The following is an 18,204-nucleotide window of genomic DNA, read 5'->3' on the forward strand; positions in this document are numbered from 1 at the left end:
TTGTCGCGCGCATCGTCCCAGATCATCGGCGGGCAGGGGAAGCAGATCCCGTACGCTTGCCGAATGCCGAACGAGCAGCCACCGCGACCCGCACCACTGGACCCGCCGATGGTGCCGTTCGCTCTCGCCGGGTTGATCGCGTGGGCGGTGGCCGGGTTGGTCCTGCTGATCTTCTTCCGGGGCTGGCTCACCGACCACGGTCACCAGAACTGGCTCTGGACCTGCCTCGCCGGTTTCCTGTGGGGTTTTCCGGGCCTCGCCGTGATGATGCGCCACGACGCCAACCGACGCCGCCGCCGCGCGAGGTGAGCTGACCACCGCGCCGGAGCACTCCGGCGCGGACGATCAGGAGTGCCCGTACGGTTCCGCCGGCTCAGCCGCCTCCACCGAGCCCAGCGCCCGGCTGACCGACATGGCCTCCACCGCGCTGTCGTCGTACACCGTGGGCAGCTCGTCGACCGCGGTCTCGGCCGCCTCGATCAACGTCTCGGAGTGGGCGCCGCAACCGTGGTCGGCGCTCACCACCCGGCCGTCGTCCGGAGCGTAGAAGTTGCCGCACGCCCCGAAGGCCTGCCGCATCGCACCGGCCAGCGGCAGGTAGAAGCCGCAGGTGCCGCAGCGGGCGGCGGCCGGAGCGGCGGTCGAGATGGCCGCGGCGGGGCCGTGGTCACCGTCGTACCAGCGCTGCGCCGTGTCGATGCGGCCCTCCCGGGAGAGCACGCGGGCGCGGCCGAGGCCCAACTCCCACGCCGTCTCCTCGACCGCCGGGTCGTCGGACAGCAGGTAACCCGGGACCAGTCGATCGTCGTCGGGCGAGGTCGGGAGCAGGTCGCCCGGGCCCAGATCGCCCGGCTTGAGGCGCTCCTGCCAGGGCAGCCAGCCGGGCGCGAGCAGCGCGTCCGGGCCGGGCAGCAGGACCGTCTCGCAGATGGTCACCGTCTTGCTGCGCGGCACCCGGGTGACGGTGACCGCCCAGCGCCAGCCGCGGTAGCCGGCGAGGCGGCATTCGAAGTAGTGGGTGACCAACCGATCACCCTCGGCCACAACCTGCAGGTGGTCGCCGACATCGTCGGCGTCCACCTCGGTGATGCCAGCGCGAGCCACCTCGACGGCGGCGGCGCAGACCTGGTCGAGACGGGCGGCACGGGTGGAGGCGGGCCTGGTCACCTCACCATTGTTCCCCATGCGCCTCGCAGGGGTGACAGGGACTCCCGGGGAACCTTTCCCAGCGGTGGTGCGGCGTACCCGGATCAGATGGGCGAGGATGGTGCACATGCCGTCGTACTCCCGCTCCGGGCGATCCGTCCTCGGGCGGACCGTCGGCACCGCCATTCGCGCCGTCCGTCTGCTGCTGCGCGGTTCGGTGGGCAGCGGCCGCTGGGTGACCCGCCGGGCCGGTCGGGCCCGCGCCCGGGGTGCCGGCGGCGAGGTCGGCATGGTTCGCCTGTTCGACCTGCACGCGCTGTCCTGTGCCGGTGACACCCTGATCGCCATCGGTCTGGCCGGCACGATCTTCTTCAACGTGCCGCTCGGCGAGGCCCGCAGCAAGGTAGCGCTCTACCTGCTGGTGACCATGGTGCCGTTCGCGATGCTCGCCCCGATAGTGGGCCCGCTGCTGGATCACTTCCGACACGGCCGGCGGTACGCCCTGGCCGCGACGATGCTCGGCCGCGCCTTCCTGGCCTGGTTGATCTCCGACTACATCCACGGCTTCGGGCTCTATCCGGCCGCGTTCGGGGTGCTCGCGCTCTCCCGGGCGTACGGCGTGGCCCGCTCCGCGGCGGTGCCCCGGTTGTTGCCGGAGGGCCTCGGCCTGTCCCAGGTGGGTGCCCGGGCCAGCGTCTACGGCACGGTCGCCGGTGCGCTGGTGGCGCCGATCGGGCTGGCCGCGTTCTGGTTCGGGCCGCAGTGGCCGCTACGGGTCGCGTCGGTGATCTTCCTGGTCGGCATGGTGATCTCCCTGCGGCTGCCACCGAAGGCCGACTCGGAACCACCGGAACGGGTCCCCCGCCCACTGCGTGCGTTGGGCCGCCGCCGTGGCGACCGGCCACTGGGCCGGGGCCGACCGTCCGGTCGGCTGGTGATCGCCACCCTGATCGGCGCCGCGACGCTACGCGGGCTCTACGGTTTCCTGCTGCTCTTCCTCGCCTTCGCGATCAAGAAGGGCGACCTGACCACAGTGGTGTTCGGCCGGGATCTGGGGGCCGAGTGGGCGTTGGGCGTGGTCGGCGGCGCGCTCGCGGTCGGCACCTTCCTGGCCACCGCCATCGGCACCCGTCTGCGCATCCACCGGCCGACCGCCATCCAGTCCAGCAGCATGATCATCGTGGCCGGGGTGGCGGTGCTCGCCGTCATCCAGTTCTCGCTGCTGATGGTCGCCCTGCTCTGTCTGGTCGCCGCGCTGGTCAGCGGCATAGCGAAGCTGGCCGTGGACGCCTCGATCCAGGAGCGCATCCCGGAACGGTTGCGGGCCAGTTCCTTCGCCCACTCCGAGACGGTGCTGATGCTCGCCTTCGTCGCCGGCGGCGGGCTCGGGCTGGTGCCGTTCAACGGTCGGATGGGCATCGCCGTCGCCGCCGGGTTCGGCGTACTGGCCGCGATCCGGGGTGTGCTGGCCGCTGCCCGGCTGCGCGGCGAGAAGCTGGCCGGCCGGCCGCTCGGCGACGACGAGCTGACCGAGGACGAGCCGGCGGACGAGCCCGGGAGACTCGCACCCACCTCGCCGGCACCGGCCCAATCCAGTTCCCCGCAGCACGACGACCCGAGCCTCGCCCCGCCGGGCTACCACATCTACCGCCCGTCGTCGGCGGTTGGCGGGCCGGGTGGCGGGGCCGACGACGAAACCAGCCGGGAGTCCCCCGGCTCACTCTCGTGACCGGTCTGCTGGTGGTGACGGCGGTTCCCGCCGAGGCGGACGCGGTCCGCGCCGGGCTGACCGACGGCACCGTGACAGTCACCCCGATCGGTGTGGGCCCGGCCATCGCCGGCGCCGCCACCGCCCGCCTGCTGGCGCTGGCCGAGGCCGCCGGCCGCCCGTACCGTGCGGTGGTCAGCGCCGGCGTGGCCGGCGGCTTCACCGGGCGGGCCGAGGTCGGCGACACGGTGCTCGGCACCGCCAGCATCGCCGCCGACCTGGGCGCCGAGTCGGCCGACGGCTTCATCCCCGTCGACGAGTTGGGCATGCCGCCTGCGCTGCTCGGTGCCGGCAGCAGGGTGCCGGCGGACCCGGGCCTGCTGGCGACACTGCGGGCCGCCCTCCCGACGGCCACGACCGGGCCGGTGCTGACGGTCAGCACCGTCACCGGCACCACCGCCAGCACCGATGAGCTGCGCCGCAGGCATCCGGAAGCGGTCGCCGAAGCCATGGAGGGGTACGGCGTGGCGGTCGCCGCAGCGCAGGCTGGGCTGCCCTTCGCCGAGCTGCGCACCATCTCCAACCCGATCGGCCCCCGCGACCGGGACGCGTGGCGGCTGCGCGAAGCCCTCGCCGCCCTGACCGCAGCGGCCCCGGCCCTGCGCTGACCCAGCCGCCGCTCAGGAGAAACAGCGCTTGCCGAGATGGCCCAGGCGCAGTGCGGCTGGGCGGCGCCCCTCGATCTCGAAGCCGCACGCCAGCAGCAGCTCGGTGCCGAAGCCCTCGGCGATGGCCGTCGCATCGTCGATGCCCACCTCGCGCATCCCGGTTATCAGTGCGGTGACCAGCCGACGCCCCAGCCCCAACCGCCGATAACGGGCGTCGACGAGCACGCCGTCGAGCACCATCTCCCGCTCCGGCATGCCCGGATGCCATTCCCCGAACTCCAGGAACGGGCTGCGCTCATGGGCTCGCAGTTCACCAACCAGCTTCCCGTCGGGAAGCTCGGCAACGTACCGCCAGGAGGTGGCCGGCAGGTCGCTACCGAGCACCCGGCGCACCTGCGCGGTCCGTTGGACCTCGGCACCCCACCGTCGGTTGTCGCGATAGCGCCGGTTCAGCTCGTAGGCGGCCGGTGGCAGCGGAAGTGGGTACCGCTCGGGCGGCAACCGGTACCACTCCGCCCACCAGGCGCCGGGCCAGTCCCGGGGCTCGTGGACCGGCCAGACGTCCAGGTGAGCCGGGTATCGACGTCCTGCCTCGTCCCGCATGTCGTCGTGCGGAACCGGCACGGGGTCGGCAAGGCCGGAGATGGGTGCCGGGACGCCAATGGCCAACTGCCCACCCGCTGCCCGCACGAGGCGTTCCACCGTCCGGAATCGGGGATCGATCGCCCGCCCCGACTCGATCCGGGCCAGCGTCGGCTGCGGCACCCCGGACTTCTCGGCCAGCTGCCGCTGACTCAGATCGGCCCGCCGCCGCAGAGCGCGAAGCGCCCGGCCGAGATCGGCTCCGCCGGTCGGCCCGGCATTTCCGGCGTCGCCGGTGTCGCCGGTGTGGTTGGTGTGGTTGGTCTCGCCGGTGTCGTCGCTGTCGCTGGTCTCGCCGGTGTGGTTGGTCTCGCCGGTGTCGTCACTCACCTCGGTCACAGTCCGATGTTCCCGGCTGGTCGGTGGGTCATCAACACCCTGGCTTCAGGCTGTGGATAACGCTGTGGACAACCGCTCCCCGCGGTGGATGACCTGTTTCGCAATGCCTTTGGAGCTGAATCGTTTGCGGCATCACCACTCGCGCCAGCACCACCAGCCGCCCCAGCACCACCGGCCGCGCCAGCACCACCGGCGGCCGCGCCGAGGTGCCCACCCCTGCCCTTTCCGAACCACGGTCACCGCCGCTGGGCGATTCGTTTATGGCATCAGCTCCAAAGGACGGCTGGGGTTGATGCCCGACCCTGTTGGACCGGTCTTTCCGCAAGCGTCATCTGACCCGGCGGGGGTTCATGGCAGTTAGTGCCGCCGCCTCGCTCCGATCCAGGTCGCGGTCGCGGTCGGGATCGGGGTCGGGGTCGCGGTCGGGGTCGCGGTCGGCGTCGCGGTTGCGGTTGCGGTTGCGGATCACAGTCGCGGGGGTGGGCAGGAACCCCGGGCGGAGGGCGGGGCTACCGTGAGGGTGTGGCGCTCTCCCTTGCGATCTCGCCCTGCCCCAACGACACGTTCGTCTTCCACGCGCTGGTGCACGGGCGGGTGCCCGACGCGCCGCCGGTCGAGGTGACGTACGCCGACGTGGACGTCACCAACACGGCGGCCGAGCGGGGCGCGTTCGACCTGGTGAAGGTGAGCTTCGCGGCGCTGCCCTGGCTGCTCGACGACTACCACCTGCTGCCCTGCGGCGGCGCGCTCGGTCGTGGCTGCGGCCCGCTGGTGCTCACCCGGGGCGATCGTGACGGCGGGCCGGACCGCACCGACCTGAGCGGCGCCACGGTGGCGGTACCGGGCGACCGGACCACCGCGTACCTGCTGTTCCGGCTCTGGTCGGCCGGGCGACCGCCGGCCCGGATCGAGGTGGTCCCGTTTCACGAGATCATGCCGGGCGTGGCGGCTGGGCGCTACGACGCAGGGCTGGTCATCCACGAGGCCCGGTTCACCTACCACCGGCACGGCCTGAGCGCCCTGGTCGACCTCGGCGAATGGTGGGAGGCCGACACCGGCCTGCCCATCCCCCTCGGCGCGATCCTGGCCAAGCGTGGCGCGGTCGACCCGGAGGCCGCGGCCGGCTGGGTCCGCGAGTCGGTCCGGCAGGCCTGGGCGGACCCGGCGGCCAGCCGGGAGTACGTGCTGGCGCACGCCCAGGAGATGGAACTCGACGTGGTGGACCGGCACATCGGCCTCTACGTCAACGAGTTCACCGCGGACTTGGGCGAAGCCGGTTTCGCCGCGGTGGCGGCACTGCTCGATCGGGCCGCCACCGCCGGCCTGGTGCCTCAGACCTCCAGCTCGCGCGCCACCGCGTGGACCAGCTGAGCGATCTTCTGCGCGGCCTTCCTGTCCGGGTACCGACCCCGACGCAGGTCCGGCTGGACCTTCGCCTCCAGCACCTTGATCATGTCTTCGACCAGGCCGTGCAGCTCCTCGGCCGGTCGACGGCGCAGCTCCGCCATCGACGGCGGCGCGTCCAGCAGCTTGACTCCCATGGCCTGCGCGCCCCGGCGGCTGTCCACCACGCTGAAGTCCACCCGCTGGCCACCCTTGAGGTCGGTGACACCCGCCGGCAGCGCCCCCTTGGGCAGGAACACGTCGCCGCCTTCGTCACTCGTGACGAAGCCGTATCCCTTGGCCGTGTCGTACCACTTCACTCGACCCGTAGGCACCTGAAAACCCCTGCTTCACTTGAGCCGCTACTGCTCCAAGGCTAGCTGGATCATCCCGTCGAGCGCCGCTGGGAATTCGCCGAGCTCGTTCAGCACCACTTCCGCCCCGGCCCCGCGCAGCTCAGCCCGGGAACACGGGCCGGTCGCGACACCGATGCCGGGCACCCCGGCCGCTGCCGCCGCCACCATGTCCGCAACGTGGTCACCGACGTAGTGAGTCGCGCCGTGCTCCCGCAGAGCGGTCGCCTTCTGCTCGGCGAACAGGTCGCCGGCCAACTCGTCGACCGCGAGGCCCAGATGGTCCAGGTGCAACCGGGCCAACCGGCCCATCTTGGCGGTGACGACCAGCACACGTCCGCCTCGCGCACGGATCGCGTCGATGGCCTCCCGGGCACCGGGCATCGGGACCGTCGGGGTGATCGCGTACGCCGGGTACAGCTCGCGGTACTCGTGTACGGCCGACTCGAGCTGCCCCGGCGGAAACCAGTGCGCCAGCTCGGTACGCAGCGGCGGCCCAAGCCGGGACACCGCCAGGGCGGCGTCGACCGGCACGCCCGTCCGGGCGGTCAACGCCTGGAAGGTCGCGGCGATGCCGGGGCGGGAGTCGACCAGGGTCATGTCGAGATCGAATCCGACGGTCAGTGCGGGCATGCCGAAAAACGTACCCGGAGACGTCCGTCCGGCCGAACGTCCGAGGGGCGCGGAAGCCCGGTGCCGGGCTAGCGTGGAAACACGATGACCACCTCACTCGCCGACCACCTGCGGTCGCTGCCCGACGAGTCACTGGCCGCGCTCCTTGCGCTGCGGCCCGACCTCGTCGTGCCCGTACCGGCCGATGTCTCCGCCCTGGCCATCCGGGCCCAGTCCCGGGTCTCCGTGGCCCGCGCGCTGGACGGTCTGGACCAGTTCACCCTCCAGATCCTCGACGCCGCCCGCCTCACCCGGAATCCGGACGACGCCACCACGGCCACCGACGCCGTGCTCTCGATGGCGACCGCCGGGCCGCAACCACCGGCTCCGACGGCCGTCCGAGCCGCCGTGGGCCGACTGCGTGCGCTCTTTCTGCTGTACGGCCCGGAGCACGCGCTCGAGGTGGTGCCCGCCGTCGACGAAGTAGCCCCGTACCCCGCCGGGCTCGGCCGACCGGCCGCGGAGCTGGACCCGCGCACGGCCGCGCTCTGCGCGGACCCGGCGAAGCTCCGGCGGACGGTGCTCGCCGCCCCGCCCTCGGCCCGGGCGATCCTGGACCGGTTGGCGGCCGGCCCGCCGGTGGGCAGCGTGCCGCCGGGGGCGTTGCAGGCGCCGCCGCTCGGTGCGGAGGATCCGGTCCTCTCCGACCCGACCAACGGGGGCGCGCCGGCCGGCTCCCCGGTGCGGTGGCTCGTCGACAATCGGCTCTTGGTGCCCGTGACGACCGGCTCGTCCACGGCCGGCGGAACGGTGGAGCTGCCCCGCGAGGTCGGCCTGCTGCTGCGCCGCGACAGCGGCCCGCTCGGGCCCCTGCGCACCAGCCCACCGCCGGTGGCCGCCGCGCCGCGCGAGCCGAAGGCTGTCGACTCCGCCGGGGCCGGGCAGACCATGGAGGTGGTCCGGCACACCGAAGGGCTGCTGGAGCAGCTCGCCGACGAGCCCGCGCCGGTGCTGCGTTCGGGCGGCGTCGGTGTGCGGGATCTGCGCCGGTTGGCGCGTACCGCCGGGCTGGACGAACCGACCACCGCGCTGCTGCTGGAGGTCGCGTACGCGGCGGGGCTCGCCGGTGAGCTGGAGATGCCCGGCTCGGCCACCGGCCGGTACGGGGCGGATCAGCAGGTGCTGCCGACGGGCGGGTACGAGGTGTGGCGAGCCGCCTCGTTGGCCCAACGGTGGGAGCAGCTCGCCCGAGCCTGGCTGACCATGACCCGGCAGGTGGGGCTGGTCGGCCGCCGGGACGACCGGGACCGACCGATCACCGCGCTCTCCGCCGAAGCCGAGCGGGCCAGCGTGCCGGCCACCCGGCGGGCGGTGCTCGGCGTACTCGCCGATCTGGAGCCGGCGACGGCACCCACCCCGGAGGAGGTGCAGGACCTGCTGGACTGGCGGGCCCCGCGCCGCAGCCGGGGCCGGGACGCCATCCACCGGGAGGTGCTGGCCGAGGCCGCGCAGCTGGGCGTGACGGGGCTGGGGGCGCTCACCACGTACGGTCGGCTGCTGCTGGGTGACCTGACGTCGACCGACGGGCGGAGCGACGACCCGCTGGGCGTGCACGCGGACGTCGAGAGCGGCGAACCGTCCAGCGCCGCGCGGGCGCTGGACGCGTTGCTTCCCGCCCCGGTCGACCACTTCCTGGTGCAGGCCGACCTGACCGTGGTGGTGCCCGGCCCACCCGAGCCGGCGCTCGCCGTCGAACTGGAGGCGATGACCGAGCTCGAGTCGGCCGGTGGGGCCAGCGTGCACCGGGTCACCACCGCGAGCGTGCGACGGGCACTGGATTCCGGCTACACCGCCGACGACCTGCATGACGTGTTCCGGCGTCGGTCGCGTACGCCGGTGCCGCAGGGGCTCGCCTATCTGATCGACGACGTGGCCCGTAAGCACGGCGGGCTGCGAGTCGGCCTGGCCGGGGCGTACCTGCGCAGCGACGACGAGACGCTGATCAGCGAGGTGCTGGCCGACCGGCGGTTGGAGTCGTTGGCGCTGCGCCGGCTCGCGCCGACCGTGCTGTGTACGCAGTACCAGGTTGGTCGGTTGCTGGGCGCGCTTCGTGACGCGGGGTACGCGCCGGTGCAGGAGGACGGCACCGGCAGCACCGTGCTGGCCCGGCCGCGAATCCGACGGGCCCCGCCCCGGACGTCGGTGACCAGCCGGACCACCGATCCGTTGGCCGCCCCGCAGCTGCCCATGCCCCGGCTGCTCGGCGTGGTGGAGCACATCCGGCGGGGCGACGCGGCGGCACGGGCGGCCCGACGGGCACCGGCGGTGGTGCGCGGCGGTGCGCCGGGGCTGGGTGGCGGCCCGGTGCCGGCGCACACCCACAGCGAGGCCCTGGCGGTGCTCCAGCAGGCGGTCCGGGACAAGGCGCTGGTCTGGGTCGGTTACGTCGACGCGCACGGGGCGACCGCGTCGCGCCTGCTCAAACCGGTCTCGATCGGTGCCGGCTATTTGCGGGCCGAGGACGAACGGACCGAGATGCTGCACACGTTCGCGCTGCACCGGATCACGGCGGCGGTGGTGGCGGACTGACCGACGGCGCCATCGCGCGGGTGCTGTCGGTCAGCGGCGGCTGCGGCGTACGGTGCCGACCACCGAGATGACCAGCAGCAGGGCGAAGCCGGCACCGGCGGACTCCCCAACCGAGTCGATGAAGCCCTGCTGGAGCACCAGCCAGCCGAAGAGGAACCACCCGAGGAGGAGCGTCGCCGCGACGGCGTACGCGACAACTGTCGCTCGGGACACCTCGTCGGGTGGTGCCTGCTCGTGCTCCGCGATCACGTCATGGTCGACCGTCATGCCCAGCCTCCCCGCCCGGTCCGGCCCTGGACTCCAAGGGTGACACTCGAAAGTCTGCTCGGACAGGGGGTTACCCCCGCAATTCGTTGCGTGTCGCTCAGGTGCCGGGGCGCCGGCCGATCAGCACCACCCGGGTGCCGACCTTGCCAAGCTCCCACATCCGGACGGCGTCGGCGTGCAGGAGGTTGACGCACCCGTGTGAGCCGATCGACTTCTCGTGCAGGTAGGTGGTGGTCTCGTGGAAGCCCATTCCCTGGGTGAAGTGTTGCCAGTACGGCAGCCACACCTCGTACGGGTCGGACCATTCCTTGGGGTTGCGGTAGTTGACCGTGTAGGTGCCGGCGGGGGTGCGGTAGCCGGACATGCCGGTGCGGGTCACCGTCGGCGCCATGATCACCTTGCCGGCGCGGAGAGCCCAGACGGTCTGTCGGGTCAGGTCCACGCAGAACGTGGTGCCCGTGCCGGCCTTGCAGCGGGCCGGGTCGGTGGTGGCGAGGCGCTGGGCCACGTCGAGGGTGGTCGGTCCGGCGCGACCCTCGACGGGGCGAATGCCGTACCTCTTCTGGAACTTCTTGATCGCGGCGCAGTCGGCGGCGGATTGCCGACCATCCACGGTCACCGCCCCGAACCCGCCCAACCGGGCCAGGTAGGTCTCCACGGCGCGCTGGTGCTGACCCTGGGGGCAGCCGGCGACGGTCGTCGTACCGGTGCTGGGGGTCGGCTTGGTCGTCGTGCGGGTCGGCTTCGGCGTGGGTTTCCGGGACGGTTCCGGGGTGGGCGCGGCCGGTGTGGACCGGCCGTGCTGGTCGGGCCCGGGCGTGTCGCTCGCCCCCGTTGCCTGTTCCGCCGCACCGGCTGGGGCGGCTCCCCCGCCACCACTCCCGCCGGACTGCGGATCGAACGCGCACGCACCCGCGCCGACCAGCACGACCACCGCAAGGGCGACCAGCCGGGAAGTGATCCGGACATGTTCCATCGAGACCTCCCCAGACAGTCGTCCCTTTACTAGACGTTCGTGAGTGCCGTCACGGTTGCGGCCGGTGAGCAACTTTCTTCCGCCGTCCCACATCGTGCAACACTGGATGGTCGGCCAGCGGCGGGTATGTGACCCGTTGCGGCCGGACGGCCAACCGAGGAGAGGACGCTGGCGTGAGCGGTGGACCACTGATCGTGCAGTCGGACAAGACCCTGCTGCTGGAGATCGACCACCCCGACGCGCAGGCCTGCCGGATGGCGATCGCGCCGTTCGCGGAGCTGGAACGCTCGCCGGAGCACGTGCACACCTACCGCCTGACTCCGCTGGGTCTGTGGAACGCCCGCGCGGCGGGGCACGACGCCGAGGGTGTCGTGGACTCGCTGATCAAGTACTCCCGCTACCCGGTGCCGCACGCGCTGCTGGTGGACGTGGCCGAGACGATGGACCGGTACGGCCGCCTTCAGCTCGCCAACGACCCGGCGTACGGGCTGGTGCTGCGCGCACTGGACCGGCTGGTGCTGATCGAGGTGGCCAAGAGCAAGAAGCTCGCCGGGATGCTCGGCGACAAGATCGACGACGACACCATCCGGGTGCACCCGTCCGAGCGCGGCCGGCTCAAGCAGGCGCTGCTCAAGCTGGGCTGGCCTGCGGAGGACCTGGCCGGCTACGTCGACGGTGAGGCGCACCCGATCGAGCTGGCCGAGGCCGGCAAGGACGGGCGCAAGCCGTGGACGCTGCGCTCATACCAGCGGGAGGCCGTCGAGGCGTTCTGGGCCGGCGGGTCGGGGGTGGTGGTGTTGCCCTGCGGCGCCGGCAAGACCCTGGTCGGCGCGGCGGCGATGGCCGAGGCGAAGGCGACCACCCTGATCCTGGTCACCAACACGGTCGCCGGCCGGCAGTGGAAGCGGGAGCTGATCGCCCGTACGTCGCTGACCGAGGAGGAGATCGGCGAGTACTCCGGCGAACGCAAGGAGATCCGCCCGGTCACCATCGCCACGTACCAGGTGCTCACCTCTCGGCGTGGCGGCGCGTTCACCCACCTGGACCTCTTCGGGGCCCGCGACTGGGGTCTGGTCGTCTACGACGAGGTGCACCTGCTGCCCGCGCCGATCTTCCGGTTCACCGCGGACCTCCAGGCCCGCCGTCGGCTGGGCCTGACGGCCACTCTGGTACGCGAGGACGGCCGTGAGGGTGACGTGTTCAGCCTCATCGGGCCGAAGCGGTACGACGCGCCGTGGAAGGACATCGAGTCGCAGGGCTGGATCGCCCCGGCCGAGTGCACCGAGGTCCGGGTGACCCTGACCGACGCGGAGCGGATGTCGTACGCGACGGCGGAGGCCGAGGAGCGCTACCGGATGGCGGCGACGGCCCGCACCAAGCTGCCGGTGGTGAAGGCCCTGGTGGACCGGCACCCGGACGACCAGGTTCTGGTGATCGGCGCGTACATCGATCAGCTGCACCAACTCGGCGAGTACCTGGACGCGCCGATCATCCAGGGCTCGACCACCAACAAGGAGCGGGAGCGGCTCTTCGACGCCTTCCGGTCCGGTTCGCTGCGGACCCTGGTGATCTCGAAGGTCGGCAACTTCTCGATCGACCTGCCCGAGGCGGCGGTGGCGATCCAGGTGTCGGGGACGTTCGGCTCACGGCAGGAGGAGGCGCAGCGGCTGGGGCGGGTGCTTCGGCCGAAGGCCGACGGCCGGCAGGCGCACTTCTACACGGTGGTGTCCCGGGACACGATCGACACGGAGTACGCGGCACACCGGCAGCGCTTCCTCGCCGAGCAGGGGTACGCGTACACGATCGTCGACGCCGACGACGTCCTCGGCCCGAAGCTGCCCACGGTCGACTGACCCGCGCCGCCTTGATCGACTCGGTTTTCCGGAAGTCGCGGTGTCCGGGGCAGGTTGACGCCCCAATTTCCTGGAAACCGGGTCGATCAGCGCGGTAGGCGCGGGCGCGGGATGTCTCTCGCGCTCGCTATGGAGCTGATGTCGTAAACGAATCAGTCGCCCGCGTGGGGCCGCCAGCAGCACGCGGTAACTCTCGTCCGCGCCACCCTGATCCGTACCGCTGGTCCGTCACTCTAGATCTTGGACAGTTTCCGTCCCGTCCGAACGGAAACTGTCCAAGATCTCGACGACCTCGCGCTCCTGCGCGTTCCAGGCAGTCAACGAGCGTCAGCGCTTACGATCCGAACCGCCGAGACCCCACCCGCCGCGCTCCCCCGGGGCGGTCCCGCTGCCGTACCTCCCGGACGGGCGCGGGTGGGCGGTCTCCGCCGAGCGCCTGTCGCCCTGCGCCCTACGCACGCTCCTGCCCGGCGGTCGGTGACCTCAGCGCGCGCCCGGCCCTGACGGCACCCCTCAACGGGAGAAGCGGTCCACCAGGACCGCGAGCCGGCGGTCGTGGTCGGCGCGGCGGAGCCGGCCGCTGCGCATCAGTGTGACCAGCCCGTGCAGGCCGCTCCAGAACGTCTCGGTGACCGCCTCCAGGTCGTCGTTGTCAACGAATGGGCGCACCGTCTCGGCCAACTCGGCGAAGCCCCGGGCCAGGTCGGTTGGCACGTCCTGGCTGGCGAACGGCAGGTCAACGGCGAGGGTGAACATCGCGTCGTAGATCGCAGGCCGCTGCTGGGCGAACGCGACGTACGCGGTTGCCACGTCGGCGACCGCCTGCCGGGGGTCGGGGGCGGAGGCCCGGGCCGAGACCAGTGCGGTTGCCAGCTCGGCGAAGCCCTCGACGGCGACCGCCGCCATGATCGCGTCCTTGCCCTTGAAGTGGCTGTAGAGGACGGGCTGGCTGTACTCGATTTCGGCGGCGAGCCGTCGGGTGGTCACCGCGTCCCAGCCTTCGGCCAGGGCCAGGTCGCGTGCTGCGGCGACGATCGCCTGTTCGCGTTCCGCCCGTTCGCGCTGCCGGCGTGCCTGAGTCGACATGACAGCAATCCTAGCACCGCTAGCGTTCCTGTCGGTGGCATGCTAGCGTCGCTCCAACATCTAGCAGCGCTAGGAATTGGAGCAGACTCATGCTGGCACCCCTCGCCTACGGGCTCGCCGTCGTACTCAGCCTCTTTGTCGTCTTCATCGGGGCGCGGTTCCTGCTGGTGCCCCAGGCGGCGGCCGCCGGCTACGGCGTGCCGGCCCGGCCGGACGGCGACCCCGCCTACCTGACAGCCAAAGGGTTGAAGGACCTCACCTTCGGGCTACTCGGCCTCGCCCTGATCGCCTTCACCACGGCCGACGCGGTCGCGTGGTTCATGCTGGTCGTCGCGCTCGTCCCGCTCGGCGACACCCTCATCGTGCTCCGCAACGGCGGGACGAAGGCCGTCGCCTTCGGCATCCACTTCGCCACCGCCGTCGTCGTCCTCCTGGACGCCGCCCTCCTGTTCGCCCTGTAACCGGAAGACCTGACCCAGACCCTGACCCCTGCCCATGCTGATCAAGAGGTTTGCGTCATCATCAGGCCGATCGATGACGCAAACCTCTTGATCAACGCAGTCGCAACGCAGTCGAGACGCAGTTGGTGGTCACGACGTGGGGGGTGGGCAGCGGTCGGGGAGGGTGACCTGGCCGGGGCGGTGGTCAAAGGTGTCCATCGTGAACCACTCGTCCAGCTCCGGGTCGAAGAGATTTTGCAGACCGAACTGGAGCACCTGCCACCACCGGCTCGGGTCTCGCTGGTCGACGTAGATGTCGCCGAGAGCGAGCGGAAACCGGAAGAACTCCCCCGGCACTGTCGAACCGCCGACGACCCCCACCCGCCAGTGATCGACGTGCCGGTCCTGGTCACCCTGAAGGATCTCCGGGCCGACATAACGCGCCGTCTTCAGCTTGTCGTTGAAAATCTGGCGGTTGAAGAACCCCGGGACCTTGCTGCACGCGCGCGGCGGGAACAGCGGGATGTTCGGCCACTTGTAGGTGAGCGTGTAGAGCGTGTTCTCGTAGATCAGGTTGGTGAACCAGATCGGGTGGTCCGGACCACCGGCGGTCATCTGGCTGTTGCCGTCGCGGCCCTGCCAGCTGAACGGCACGTCGATGCCGAGGTCCCGCACGATGTACCGGCCGGTGCCCTGGAAGTCGGCGGGGAGCAGCGGTGGGCGCGGCTCGCGCGGCACGGGGGCCACGTCGCCGTCCGCCTGGGTCGCGCGAGGCAGTGGCGCCGCAGCCGGGCCGGGCGCGACGACGCCGAGGGCGAACAGTCCACCGGCGACAGCCGACACCAGTGTCCGACGTGTACGCCTCGACGCCATGTGCCCTCCGCCGACGAAAGTCCCAGATACCTTCGGCGAGCGTAGGAGCAGGCAGAACGTGAGGACCGGCGGAATCATCGGGCTCCACCGGAAGGGTGAGGCGAACAGGCCGGCGGGTCGCCGCAGAGCGACCCGCCGGCCCGGACTTCCAGTGGGCTATCCGGCCCCGCCGGCCCGGAACGCCACCCAGGCGTCGCTCATCCGGTCGGCCTGACCGGCGGTGAACATGTTCATGCAGGAGTCCTGCGTGTAGTCCATGAAGTTGTGGATCGGGTCGAGCCCGGGCGCGGTGCAGGAATCCGCCCCCACCGGGCAGTCGAACTGCGGCGCCGCCGCGCGCGGGGTGTCCGCGACGAAGTCGCCGGCCGCGGAGCAGCCGTGCGCGAAGGTGTGCTCCAGCATCAGCCAGTGGCCGACCTCGTGCGTCAGCGTGTCGCCGAGGGCGTACTTGCCGGCCGTGCCGCCCGGCATCGACTCGTCGAGCATCACCACGCCGTCGATGTAGTCACGCCCGTTGTTGTAATCCTTCGGGAAGTACGCCCACCCGAGCAGCCCGCCGCCGATGTTGGCCGCATACACGTTCAGGGTCTCCGAGTCGCCGGTGTACAGCGCCTTCTTCATGTCGCGCTCGTTCTTGCCCGGCACGACCGTGTACCAGGAGCTGTTCACCGTCCACGTCGTGTCGACGAGCGAGAACCGGAACGGAGTGTTGGAGGCGTCTCCGGCTGTGCGGCCCGCGAACGAGTCGTTGAGCACCGTCATCTGCGCGGCGATCAGGGTGTTCCACCTGGCCGTCTCGGCAGCGGTGAGCGGATGGCCGGAGATCATGTGGAAGACCGTCGGCACGGTGACGCTGCCGTTCGGCAGGCGCGGCGCGTCCTTGACCACGCCGTAGGCCTTGGCTTCGTTCTTGGAGTACAGCTCCGGCTCCTGGGCGGTGGCGCCCTCGGCTAGCCGGGCCGCGCCGTGCGCGTCGGCGCCCGGCTCACAGGCGGTGACGCCCGGGGAGGCGGTCGCGGGCGCGGCCGTGGCGAGAGCACCGGAGGCACCGCCGGACGCCAGGAACGTCGCGGCGGTGGCGGTGAGAACCGCCAGTCGGAAGGTCGATCTTCTGCGCATCAATGCACCTTTCGATGAGGGAGTCGGTGCGGGTCGATGACGTCGCTGTTCGGGTATGAGAACACGTCGACGACATCGACAAAAGACCCTCTGAGCAGGGCAGATGGCGATGTAACGGAACCGGATCGGCCAGCGCTGTTTGGGGCGCTGCTGCACATTCAGAGGACCCGGGTGATCCGTTCGGCGGCGACGACAGCGTCCCGTCGCGCCGGGTCGAGGTTGGCACTGATCACCACGGACACGCCGGCCGAGAGCGGCGCGAGCAACCACTTCAGCGGCTGCTCGGTCTCGGCGGCGTCGACCAGCAGCCGGTCGCCGGCCCGCAGGTCCATCATCCCGGCGACCTCCCGGGCGAGCGCCCCCCACTGGCCGTAGGTGGTGCCGTCCGCGCTGGCCGGGTCCGACGGGCGGATGGCGGTGTGGTCGGGTGTGACGTCCGAGTGGCGAAGCACCTCGGCGGACCAGTCCAACCAGCCCAACGGCACGTCGTTCAACCGCCCCGGGCCGGTGCCGACGAGGTAGCGGTGCGGGGCGTCCGGCACGTCCTCCAGCCAGTCGTCCTGCCGCTGCGGGGTCACGAAGACCGCGTCGAACGGCCGGTCACCGCCGGGTTCGAGCACCGGCAGGCCCGCCGTGGCGCGCGGCCGGAACGACACCGCCAGGCCGCTGGCCCACGCCCCCAACAACACCGCGGCGGTACGCCAGTGCGGCGGCAGCAGGACCGCTACGCGGCTGCCGGGGCAAAGTCCGCAGCCGTCCCGAAGCAGGCTGGCGCTGCGCGCCGCCCACGAGCCGACCTGCTGTGCGGTCAGGTCGACCCGCTGGCCGGTCGCCTCGTCGCGGTAGCTGAGCAGCGGACTCGCGGCCTCGACGGGTCGGGCCGCCAGGTCGGCGGTGACGGTTGGCTGCATCTCCACGCTCCCCGGTGACGACAACGGATTCACCCTACTCAACGACTTTGGTCGTACCCATCGTCGGCCGATGGCCGTAGCGGTTGACCGGGTGGCCCGCGCACGGTGCGGGGGACGACAGCGAAACACCCCCGAGGAGCATTCATGCCGACCGGATCCGACCCGGGCACCGCCACCGATCCCGCCGTCAGCCGCCCGGCCGCCGCTGACCGTCCGCGTCGGCGGCTCCTGCCGGTGATCGCGTTGCTGCTGCTCGCTCCGTGGGCGGCCGAGTGTTCGTGGGGTGGCTTCGCCATCGACGACTTCCTGCCGGTGCTGATCTTCCTCGGCCCGATGTATGGCGGGGCGGCGATCCTGATCCGGGAGACCGCCCGGCACCTCGGCGCGGGTTGGCCGACGATCGTGCTGCTCGCCGCCGCGTTCGGTGTCCTCCAGGCTGGCCTGGTCGACCAGTCGCTGTTCAACCCGCACTACCTCGACGACACCCAGTACGCCGACACCCGTGCCGCCGCCGAGGCGTCGCTGGTGCCGGGGCTCGAATTCAGCCTCCGGCAGGCCTTCGACTACGTGGGCAACCACATCGTGCTGACCATCTGCGCGCCGATCGTGCTCGTCGAGTCGTTCCTCGGACCGGGCCGCCGGCTCCGGCCGTGGCTCGGCCGACCCGGACTGGCCGTGGTCGCCGTGCTGTACCTGCTCGGCAGCCTGCTGATCTTCGCGTCCGACGGGGGCCGGAAGAACTTCCTGGCCAGCCCTCTCCAACTGACCTTCGCCGCAGTGGTCGTCCTCGCCCTGGTCGCGACGGCTCTGCTGCCCCGCTGGCGTCGCCCTGCTCCGCGCCGGACCCGCAGGCTGCCGCATCCGCTGTGGCTGGGCCTGCTGGTCGTCGTCGTCCGGCTCGGCGCCGACCTCGTGCCGGGCTGGGCGGGGGTGGCCATCGCGCTGGTGCTCGCCGCCATCGTGGGGGCCGCCATCGCGTACTGGTCGTCGAGCGTGCGCTGGGGGCAGCGGCACGTGCTCGCGGCCGGCTCGGCCAGCGTGGTCAGCGCCGCCGCGTTCGCCTACCTGGTGCCGCCGTACTCCCCGGGGAACCCGACGGCGGCCCTGGCCGGCGACATCGCGGTCACCGTCATCACCGTGACCCTGGTCGGCGGCGCCTGGTGGCGGCTGCGCCGTGCTTCGCCGACTGTTCACGTTGGCGCAAGCTGATGCTCCTCAACAGCTGTCAGCCTCCGTGCG

General features: G+C 71.8%; 18 protein-coding genes. 8 read left to right on the plus strand and 10 right to left on the minus strand.

The genetic code is table 11. The annotated features are described in order from the left end of the window. The first annotated feature begins 63 nt into the window (after nt 1-63). On the plus strand, nt 64-309 hold the full coding sequence (locus V6U86_RS20600; protein WP_091395273.1) for a DUF2530 domain-containing protein: 246 nt from the start codon (nt 64-66) through the stop codon (nt 307-309). Between the two features lie 36 nt (nt 310-345). Here V6U86_RS20600 and V6U86_RS20605 read toward each other — a convergent pair whose 3' ends face one another. Then, entirely contained in the window at nt 346-1,185 is an 840-nt protein-coding gene (locus V6U86_RS20605; protein WP_334505484.1) for a DUF3027 domain-containing protein, read from the minus strand. An 88-nt stretch (nt 1,186-1,273) separates the two neighbouring features. Here V6U86_RS20605 and V6U86_RS20610 point away from each other — a divergent pair, with 88 nt between their 5' ends. Then, nucleotides 1,274-2,875 (plus strand): MFS transporter, encoded by a 1,602-nt coding sequence (locus V6U86_RS20610; protein ID WP_334505485.1) that lies wholly within the window; start codon nt 1,274-1,276, stop codon nt 2,873-2,875. Continuing rightward, nucleotides 2,872-3,522 (plus strand): futalosine hydrolase, encoded by a 651-nt coding sequence (locus tag V6U86_RS20615; RefSeq protein WP_334505486.1) that lies wholly within the window; start codon nt 2,872-2,874, stop codon nt 3,520-3,522. Before V6U86_RS20610 ends, V6U86_RS20615 begins: the two co-directional genes overlap by 4 nt. Nucleotides 3,523-3,534: 12 nt before the next feature. Here V6U86_RS20615 and V6U86_RS20620 read toward each other — a convergent pair whose 3' ends face one another. Continuing rightward, a complete protein-coding gene (locus V6U86_RS20620; protein WP_334505487.1) occupies nt 3,535-4,503 on the minus strand; it encodes a helix-turn-helix domain-containing protein in 969 nt (322 codons plus the stop codon). A gap of 522 nt (nt 4,504-5,025) precedes the next feature. Here V6U86_RS20620 and V6U86_RS20625 point away from each other — a divergent pair. Then, nucleotides 5,026-5,874, plus strand: coding sequence for a 1,4-dihydroxy-6-naphthoate synthase (locus V6U86_RS20625; RefSeq protein ID WP_334505488.1), 849 nt, complete (start codon nt 5,026-5,028; stop codon nt 5,872-5,874). Here V6U86_RS20625 and V6U86_RS20630 read toward each other — a convergent pair. Both V6U86_RS20630 and V6U86_RS20635 read right to left on the minus strand, forming a co-directional pair. Further along, nucleotides 5,835-6,221, minus strand: a complete 387-nt coding sequence (locus tag V6U86_RS20630) for a cold-shock protein (RefSeq protein WP_030329652.1) — start codon at nt 6,219-6,221, stop codon at nt 5,835-5,837. The two genes, V6U86_RS20625 and V6U86_RS20630, sit on opposite strands and share 40 nt — an antisense overlap. A gap of 27 nt (nt 6,222-6,248) precedes the next feature. Further along, a complete protein-coding gene (locus tag V6U86_RS20635) occupies nt 6,249-6,872 on the minus strand; it encodes an HAD family hydrolase (RefSeq protein ID WP_334505489.1) in 624 nt (207 codons plus the stop codon). An 84-nt stretch (nt 6,873-6,956) separates the two neighbouring features. Here V6U86_RS20635 and V6U86_RS20640 point away from each other — a divergent pair, with 84 nt between their 5' ends. After that, nucleotides 6,957-9,440, plus strand: coding sequence for a helicase-associated domain-containing protein (locus tag V6U86_RS20640; protein ID WP_334505490.1), 2,484 nt, complete (start codon nt 6,957-6,959; stop codon nt 9,438-9,440). 30 nt (nt 9,441-9,470) lie between these two features. Here the strand turns inward: V6U86_RS20640 and V6U86_RS20645 are convergent, their stop codons facing one another. Next, nucleotides 9,471-9,707 (minus strand): hypothetical protein, encoded by a 237-nt coding sequence (locus V6U86_RS20645; RefSeq protein WP_334505491.1) that lies wholly within the window; start codon nt 9,705-9,707, stop codon nt 9,471-9,473. Between the two features lie 97 nt (nt 9,708-9,804). Continuing rightward, complete coding sequence (locus V6U86_RS20650; RefSeq protein WP_334505492.1) at nt 9,805-10,683, minus strand: L,D-transpeptidase family protein; 879 nt, start codon at nt 10,681-10,683, stop codon at nt 9,805-9,807. Between the two features lie 173 nt (nt 10,684-10,856). Between V6U86_RS20650 and V6U86_RS20655 the strand changes: the two genes are divergently transcribed. After that, a complete protein-coding gene (locus tag V6U86_RS20655) occupies nt 10,857-12,536 on the plus strand; it encodes a DNA repair helicase XPB (protein WP_334505493.1) in 1,680 nt (559 codons plus the stop codon). A 513-nt stretch (nt 12,537-13,049) separates the two neighbouring features. On the opposite strand, the gene V6U86_RS20660 is transcribed toward V6U86_RS20655, so the two are convergent. After that, nucleotides 13,050-13,622 carry a TetR/AcrR family transcriptional regulator gene (locus V6U86_RS20660; RefSeq protein ID WP_334505494.1) on the minus strand — a complete coding sequence of 191 codons (573 nt, stop codon included), beginning with the start codon at nt 13,620-13,622 and terminating at the stop codon, nt 13,050-13,052. Between the two features lie 89 nt (nt 13,623-13,711). On the opposite strand from V6U86_RS20660, the gene V6U86_RS20665 reads away from it, so the two are divergent. Continuing rightward, nucleotides 13,712-14,083 (plus strand): DUF4267 domain-containing protein, encoded by a 372-nt coding sequence (locus V6U86_RS20665; protein ID WP_334505495.1) that lies wholly within the window; start codon nt 13,712-13,714, stop codon nt 14,081-14,083. A gap of 129 nt (nt 14,084-14,212) precedes the next feature. On the opposite strand, the gene V6U86_RS20670 is transcribed toward V6U86_RS20665, so the two are convergent. The 3 genes from V6U86_RS20670 to V6U86_RS20680 form a co-directional block, all read right to left on the minus strand. Beyond that, nucleotides 14,213-14,935: a hypothetical protein gene (locus tag V6U86_RS20670; RefSeq protein ID WP_334505496.1), complete on the minus strand. Its 723-nt coding sequence runs from the start codon at nt 14,933-14,935 to the stop codon at nt 14,213-14,215. A 156-nt stretch (nt 14,936-15,091) separates the two neighbouring features. Beyond that, complete coding sequence (locus tag V6U86_RS20675) at nt 15,092-16,054, minus strand: zinc metalloprotease (protein ID WP_334505497.1); 963 nt, start codon at nt 16,052-16,054, stop codon at nt 15,092-15,094. Between the two features lie 158 nt (nt 16,055-16,212). After that, nucleotides 16,213-16,965, minus strand: a complete 753-nt coding sequence (locus tag V6U86_RS20680) for a TIGR03089 family protein (protein WP_334505498.1) — start codon at nt 16,963-16,965, stop codon at nt 16,213-16,215. Between the two features lie 144 nt (nt 16,966-17,109). On the opposite strand from V6U86_RS20680, the gene V6U86_RS20685 reads away from it, so the two are divergent. After that, nucleotides 17,110-18,174 (plus strand): hypothetical protein, encoded by a 1,065-nt coding sequence (locus V6U86_RS20685; protein WP_334505499.1) that lies wholly within the window; start codon nt 17,110-17,112, stop codon nt 18,172-18,174. The last annotated feature ends 30 nt before the right edge of the window (nt 18,175-18,204 follow it).

The sequence above is a fragment of the Micromonospora sp. CPCC 205558 genome (assembly GCF_036902955.1).
Lineage (GTDB): Bacteria > Actinomycetota > Actinomycetes > Mycobacteriales > Micromonosporaceae > Micromonospora.

Bases quoted from the DNA above. Each gene is read 5' to 3' on its own strand.
- V6U86_RS20610 (WP_334505485.1), top strand. From the start codon at position 1,274: ATGCCGTCGTACTCCCGCTCCGGGCGATCCGTCCTCGGGCGGACCGTC.
- V6U86_RS20670 (WP_334505496.1), bottom strand. From the start codon at position 14,935: ATGGCGTCGAGGCGTACACGTCGGACACTGGTGTCGGCTGTCGCCGGT.
- V6U86_RS20660 (WP_334505494.1), bottom strand. From the start codon at position 13,622: ATGTCGACTCAGGCACGCCGGCAGCGCGAACGGGCGGAACGCGAACAG.
- V6U86_RS20665 (WP_334505495.1), top strand. From the start codon at position 13,712: ATGCTGGCACCCCTCGCCTACGGGCTCGCCGTCGTACTCAGCCTCTTT.
- V6U86_RS20600 (WP_091395273.1), top strand. From the start codon at position 64: ATGCCGAACGAGCAGCCACCGCGACCCGCACCACTGGACCCGCCGATG.
- V6U86_RS20605 (WP_334505484.1), bottom strand. From the start codon at position 1,185: ATGGGGAACAATGGTGAGGTGACCAGGCCCGCCTCCACCCGTGCCGCC.
- V6U86_RS20680 (WP_334505498.1), bottom strand. From the start codon at position 16,965: ATGCAGCCAACCGTCACCGCCGACCTGGCGGCCCGACCCGTCGAGGCC.
- V6U86_RS20650 (WP_334505492.1), bottom strand. From the start codon at position 10,683: ATGGAACATGTCCGGATCACTTCCCGGCTGGTCGCCCTTGCGGTGGTC.
- V6U86_RS20640 (WP_334505490.1), top strand. From the start codon at position 6,957: ATGACCACCTCACTCGCCGACCACCTGCGGTCGCTGCCCGACGAGTCA.
- V6U86_RS20645 (WP_334505491.1), bottom strand. From the start codon at position 9,707: ATGACGGTCGACCATGACGTGATCGCGGAGCACGAGCAGGCACCACCC.
- V6U86_RS20685 (WP_334505499.1), top strand. From the start codon at position 17,110: ATGCCGACCGGATCCGACCCGGGCACCGCCACCGATCCCGCCGTCAGC.
- V6U86_RS20635 (WP_334505489.1), bottom strand. From the start codon at position 6,872: ATGCCCGCACTGACCGTCGGATTCGATCTCGACATGACCCTGGTCGAC.
- V6U86_RS20675 (WP_334505497.1), bottom strand. From the start codon at position 16,054: ATGCGCAGAAGATCGACCTTCCGACTGGCGGTTCTCACCGCCACCGCC.